We start from the raw sequence: 5,696 nt of genomic DNA, 5'->3' as shown, positions 1-5,696 counted from the left end.
CTGACTACTTTTTCTTTGAAGCATCTTCTCAAATCCCCTTGACAACTGCCATCCAAGCTTAACTTGTTACGAATGCTAAGAGAGTGTGAGCCGATCGTGAAATTAGCCAAAAGTTGCGAGTAGAATGGTGCAAGAGCCGATCGCTCGATCGTAGTGCACAGCGAAATATGACCCCACCGCCGCCACCCCGCAAACCTCAAACCGTCTTGGGTGCGATTACCCAAGCAGTCCAGACTATTGCCAAGGTTAATTTTAACCAGCTAGCGCTGAAACCTAATGCCAAAGTACCCGAATTGTGGGTACAGGATGCCGGTGCAGCTAAAGCTGAGGTTTATCCGCTGTTGGGCGATCGATATTTGTTAGGTCGATCGTCCAAATCTTCAGATATAGTAGTTCGCAATCCCGTTGTCAGTCACGTACACTTATCCCTGTCGCGCGATACTCGGCGGCGGACTCCTTTTGTCATCAAAGATGAAGACTCCACAAACGGCATTTACAATGGCAAAAGGCGAGTTAAAAGTATGTCCCTGCGTCACGGAGACGTGTTCACTTTAGGGCCGCCGGAACTAGCCGCCGCTGTCAGGATTCAGTACGTATATCCGCCGCCTTGGTATTTGCAACTTGTGCGTTACAGCTTTTACAGCGTCAGTGGAATCACCGCTTTGATTGCCGTGTTGGTAGGCATGGAATCGACAAAGTTTCAAGTGCGGCCTCTGCCAAGAAGTATCAATGGCCCCGTGATTGTTTACGCGCGCGATGGGCAAACTCCCCTGCGTCCTCCTCAGAATAACGCTCACTTAGAATTAAAGCAATTACAGGATTTTTCGCCTTATTTATCCAAGGCGGTACTTGCTTCGGAAGACAGTCGCTACAATTGGCATTTGGGAGTAGATCCGATCGGAGTTTTGCGCGCGCTTTTGACCAATGTTCGCGGGGGAGGAATTCGCGAAGGCGGCAGCACTGTGACGCAGCAGTTAGCGAGGAGTTTGTTTCGAGATTATGTGGGAACTCAAGATTCTGCAGGACGCAAGTTGCGGGAAGCTGTAGTGGCGTTGAAACTGGAGAATTATTACAGCAAAGATGAGCTGTTGCTGACTTATTTAAATCGGGTGTTTTTGGGGATTGACCTTTACGGTTTTGAGGATGCGGCTCGGTTTTATTTTGGGAAGTCGGCGAGGGATTTAACTTTGTCAGAGGCGGCAACTTTGGCAGGGATTTTGCCTGCTCCCAACAGTTTTAATCCGATTCAAAATTATCAGTTGGCGGTGCAGTATCGCGATCGAGTGATCGAACGGATGCGCGCACTGGGGACGATTTCTCAGGAAGAAGCCGATCGCGCAAGGCGATCGCGAATTGAGATCAATCCCAAAGCACGCCAATATCTTCAAAGTACGATCGCTCCTTATTTCTATAGTTATGTATTTGACGAATTGGAGTTTTTGCTGGGGGAGCAATTAGCCAGAGAAGGCAATTTCATTGTAGAAACAGGTTTGAATCCGGGCCTGCAAAAAGTGGCTGAAGCTTCCCTCAGAAATGCTGTAGAAAATGCCGGATCAAGTGCTGGCTTTTCTCAAGGAGCCGTGGTAACTCTCAATAGTACAACCGGGGAAGTCTTAGCTTTAGTTGGGGGCGTAGATTACTTGAAAAGTCAGTTTAATCGGGCTACACAAGCTTTGAGACAGCCCGGTTCTACATTTAAGATTTTCACCTATGCAGCCGCCCTGGAACGGGGAATCTCACCCGATAAAACTTATTCTTGCGCTCCCCTTTCCTGGGGAGGACAAAGTTATAGTGGTTGCGAAAGAACCAGCGGTAATACTGATATGTATCGCGGCTTGGCATTGTCGGAAAATGCAATTGCTTTGCGAATAGCACAACAAGATGTCGGTTTAGACAATGTAGTGCAAATGGCTAGGCGTTTGGGGATTACTTCTGAACTGCGTTCTAATCCTGGTTTAGTATTAGGTGAAAGTGAAGTTAATGTGTTGCAATTAACGGGTGCTTTCGGGGTTTTGGCCAATCGGGGTTTGGGAAATCGTCCCCACGTAATCAAGCGAATTATTGACAGCAGCGATTGCAAAGATCGAAATGATTTTAACAGTTGCCGGGTGATTTATGAGTATCAAAAAGATGGCATTGCCAATCGGCAGTTAGTTTCTGAAGCAGTAGCGGATACGATGACAGATATGCTGCAAGGTGTGGTGCGGGGAGGTACGGGTAGCAGTGCTGCTTTGGGCTTGGGAGAAGCTGGAAAAACAGGCACGACTAATGATAATAGAGATTTGTGGTTTGTCGGTTATATTCCGAGTCAGCAACTGGTGACAGGAGTTTGGTTGGGAAATGATGATAATTCTCCGACTGCCGGAGGTAGTGCAAATGCCGCTCAGTTGTGGGGGGAGTATATGCGGCAGGTGGCGCGTTGAATGAGAAGAAGATGCGGCGGTTGAAACCGCGTCTATACGAAGAAGAGACGGCGGTTGAAACCGCGTCTACACAGACAAAACCCGCCTCCGCGGGTTGAAGACAAAGACGGTTAAAATTAATTTATTTTCTTCAGTCCGCGGAGGCGGACATCGTTTGTTTAGGTGCGGTTTCAACCGCCGTCTGATATGGCCGACAGCCAGACAATATCGAGTGCAAATTGACAACATTTCCGATTACCGCGATCGCAGGTGCTGCAAATCCGATCGCCTCAACTTGCTCTACAATTGTACCCAAAGTCCCGATCAATTCTTCTTGTTCCGGCCGCGTTCCCCAACGCACTAACGCTATGGGCGTTTCTGCACTCAATTCGGCTGCTGTTAACTGGCCGATAATGTAAGGCAAATTGTGGATTCCCATGTATACTACAATGGTTTCCGAGCCACGGGCGATCGCCTGCCAATTTACCTCCGGTCGATATTTTCCCGCTGATTCGTGACCGGTGACAAAGGTGACAGAGGAACTGTACGATCGATGTGTTAAAGGAATTCCCGCATAAGCAGGGGCCGCAATCCCAGAAGTTACGCCGGGGACGACTTCTACTGACACTCCAGCTTTTACCAACTCTTCCATTTCTTCGCCACCGCGGCCGAAGATAAACGGATCGCCGCCTTTGAGACGAACTACGATCGCATTATCTCCAGCTTTTTCTATCATTAACTGAGTGGTTTCGTCCTGCATTAACGAGTGACGCCCTTTGCGTTTTCCGGCATCAATTCGTTCTGCTTGGGGGTTGATTGCTGCCAAAATTTGAGGGCTGACTAAAGCGTCATAAATCACCACATCCGCACACTCTAACAAAGCTTTTCCCTTCAAGGTCATCAAACCCGGATCTCCGGGCCCCGCACCTACTAAATACACTTTTCCTAAAGACATTTTTCTTGCTTCCTTTACCTCTTCTGTGCCTCTGGGGTTCATTTTTGAATTAAATTCCCAATTAAGTCTGCTAATTGTACACTTGCGCCTAGAGGATTTGCGAGATGAAGTTCCGCCGCAGGAAATTGCTGCTTTAGCTGTGCGACATTTTTGGCGATCGCATCTGTAATTCCTCCATTAAATAAGAAGTATGGCACAATTCCTATTTGCTGCTGTCCACCACGAACCAAACTCTCAATTTGCTCTTCCAAACTCGGCTTTACTGACCAATACGCTGTCAGCGCACCGAGTTTGCTAGCGATTTCCTCAACAATCGAGTTACCTCCGGGGCGACGGCTGCCGTGAGATAATAAAATCCATTTTGGCAATAGCAGATTGGGGAGAAAAGTCACCTCTTCCATCTGACTTTTCACCAATTTTGTTAAGCCTGCTTCCTGGGAACCTAAATGCGGGCACAATGCAATTTTTAGCTTGTCACCAAAAGTTTTTTGGGCAATTTCCACCTCTGCCGGTATGTCTTCGGCGACGTGAACTCCCGGCAATAAAAATACAGGGAGTATTTGCAATTCTGTCAGTCCCAGCGACAGGGTACGTTCGCCAAAACTGCAAATTTGTTCGTGCAGCGGTGCGGGCCCGAGTTCTAAGGTGGCGGTTGCTACTGCGGGGAACGAGTCAGCCAAATTTTGAGACAGCAGTTGACCTAGGTTTTCCAAAGCTTGTTGGGGTCTGGGGTCGCGGCTGCCGTGAGAAACTAATAAATAGGTCGATCGCAATTTCAATATAGATAGGATGTTAAGGTTCGATCGGAATTTCAAATAATTATAACACCGTAGGGCGCGTGACTTAAAAATTACTCAACACAAAAGTTCGATATCCTAGGGTGCGCGGCTTAAAAATTACTCAACACTGGGCTTAAAGTTTCTAAGCCGCACACCTTACAAAAGAAGGTGCGCGGCTTAAAAATTACTTAACACTGAGCTTAAATCTTCACTCGCCACCCAGGTTACACAACTATCAAATTAAGCTTTGGGAGCGGGATCGGCAATGTATTGGAAAGTAGGTTCCGAGTTCCACGGCCCGCGTTCATCCTTGCCATTTGTGGACAGGTTAAAGTAGAGATCCACAGTGGAATCTGGCGGAATATTGCCGAACATCGGATCGGTGAGTTTGCCCAGCGCTTCCAGAGCTTTCATGAACATTTGAGTGTGAGAAATTTCGCGAGTCAGCAGAAACTGCAACGTCTTTTTCGTTCCCATATCCGGTGCTAGTTTAATCAACTCTTCGTAGGTTTGGCGGGCTCCTGCTTCCGCACCGATATTAGCACGCAAATCGCGCACCACATCGCCGCCTTCGTTGACATAAGCTGCCGTCCAAGCTTGACCTTGGCTGTCCAACAAGTGTGGGCCTACGCCACGCACCGCAAACAAAGTGCTTTTGTAAGCTTCTGTTTGGTCAACGTTTTTGGTGTGCATTTCTATGAGTTGGCCCACCATTTCTAAGTGGCTGAATTCTTCTATTGCAATATCTTGGAGCATATCCTTAATCCCTGCATCTTCACAGTGAAAGGACTGCACCCAGTATTGCAGAGCTGCTGTCAGTTCTCCGGTTGCTCCGCCAAACTGTTCTAGCAGCAATTGGGCAAAACGGGGGTTGGGTTGGTCTACAGTCACCGCAGCCATTAATTGCTTTTTGTGAAAAAACATGGATCGATACCTCTCTTTAATTCTATTGTTACAGTCTGAGGATTGCAGACCTGTAGCTGTGTTCACCTTCACAATCCATTGTGCGACAAGCGATCACACTGAACCTCGGTCGCTAGTTACATCTAATGAGACAAATTTCTCTGCTTTCAGGTAGAGTTTAAATATGAAATTTTACTTAGTGAGTCGGTAGACCAAATTACAATTTAGGAGCAGGATTATTGTCGCACTCGGTTAATTTTGCAGACAGAGCATCGAGATGCCGCAGCCACTGAATGCCACCAACCCAACTGCGAGAGGGGAGGTGTCCGAGTGGTGCTTGCTGACTAAATTTAATCTGCCCTAAAGTAGTAGCAGAATTGTAGGTTTGCCAGTTGACCCGATCGCAAAATCTGATATAGTCTCCCTTAACGCTTTCGTAAATCTGCTTTTGGACGCTGAAGCCAAACCGACCTTGACTGTAGTGCAGCCAAAGGCGATCGAGTGTTTGCAAATCTTGGCAGGGGAGCTGGTAAATTTGGCTTATTTCTAGCTGAGTTCCCGGTTCCTGGGAAATAGATTGATACCAATTTAATATGAAGCTGCATAGAATAGAGCTTCAAGAATAAAATTGTAAGATGACAACGAACTGATTTGCTC

Annotated in this window: 5 protein-coding genes; 1 reads left to right on the top strand and 4 read right to left on the bottom strand. The window is 47.3% G+C overall.

The genetic code is table 11. From position 1 onward, the window contains the following. Nucleotides 1–167: 167 nt before the first annotated feature. Nucleotides 168–2,423 (top strand): transglycosylase domain-containing protein, encoded by a 2,256-nt coding sequence (locus QUA90_RS29805; RefSeq protein WP_333448726.1) that lies wholly within the window; start codon nucleotides 168–170, stop codon nucleotides 2,421–2,423. A 130-nt stretch (nucleotides 2,424–2,553) separates the two neighbouring features. Here the strand turns inward: QUA90_RS29805 and cobA are convergent, their stop codons facing one another. The 4 genes from cobA to QUA90_RS29785 form a co-directional block, all read right to left on the bottom strand. Further along, the gene (gene cobA / locus QUA90_RS29800; protein WP_333389927.1) at nucleotides 2,554–3,399 is read right to left on the bottom strand and encodes a uroporphyrinogen-III C-methyltransferase; all 846 of its coding nucleotides are present in this window, start codon (nucleotides 3,397–3,399) and stop codon (nucleotides 2,554–2,556) included. Further along, nucleotides 3,396–4,136 carry a sirohydrochlorin chelatase gene (locus tag QUA90_RS29795; protein WP_445300155.1) on the bottom strand — a complete coding sequence of 247 codons (741 nt, stop codon included), beginning with the start codon at nucleotides 4,134–4,136 and terminating at the stop codon, nucleotides 3,396–3,398. The genes cobA and QUA90_RS29795 overlap by 4 nt, the downstream gene beginning before the upstream one ends. 240 nt (nucleotides 4,137–4,376) lie before the next feature. Beyond that, nucleotides 4,377–5,060, bottom strand: coding sequence for a manganese catalase family protein (locus QUA90_RS29790; RefSeq protein ID WP_333084545.1), 684 nt, complete (start codon nucleotides 5,058–5,060; stop codon nucleotides 4,377–4,379). Between the two features lie 196 nt (nucleotides 5,061–5,256). Then, complete coding sequence (locus QUA90_RS29785; RefSeq protein ID WP_333448727.1) at nucleotides 5,257–5,583, bottom strand: GUN4 domain-containing protein; 327 nt, start codon at nucleotides 5,581–5,583, stop codon at nucleotides 5,257–5,259. Between the last annotated feature and the right edge of the window lie 113 nt (nucleotides 5,584–5,696).

The organism is Microcoleus sp. D3_18_C4 (assembly GCF_036702355.1).
Taxonomy (GTDB): domain Bacteria; phylum Cyanobacteriota; class Cyanobacteriia; order Cyanobacteriales; family Microcoleaceae; genus Microcoleus.
Note: the sequence above shows the minus strand (reverse complement) of the source record. Positions and strands in the feature narration are given on the sequence as shown.

Coding starts and splice junctions, on each gene's coding strand:
- QUA90_RS29805 (WP_333448726.1), top strand. CDS start 168: ATGACCCCACCGCCGCCACCCCGCAAACCTCAAACCGTCTTGGGTGCG.
- cobA (WP_333389927.1), bottom strand. CDS start 3,399: ATGAACCCCAGAGGCACAGAAGAGGTAAAGGAAGCAAGAAAAATGTCT.
- QUA90_RS29790 (WP_333084545.1), bottom strand. CDS start 5,060: ATGTTTTTTCACAAAAAGCAATTAATGGCTGCGGTGACTGTAGACCAA.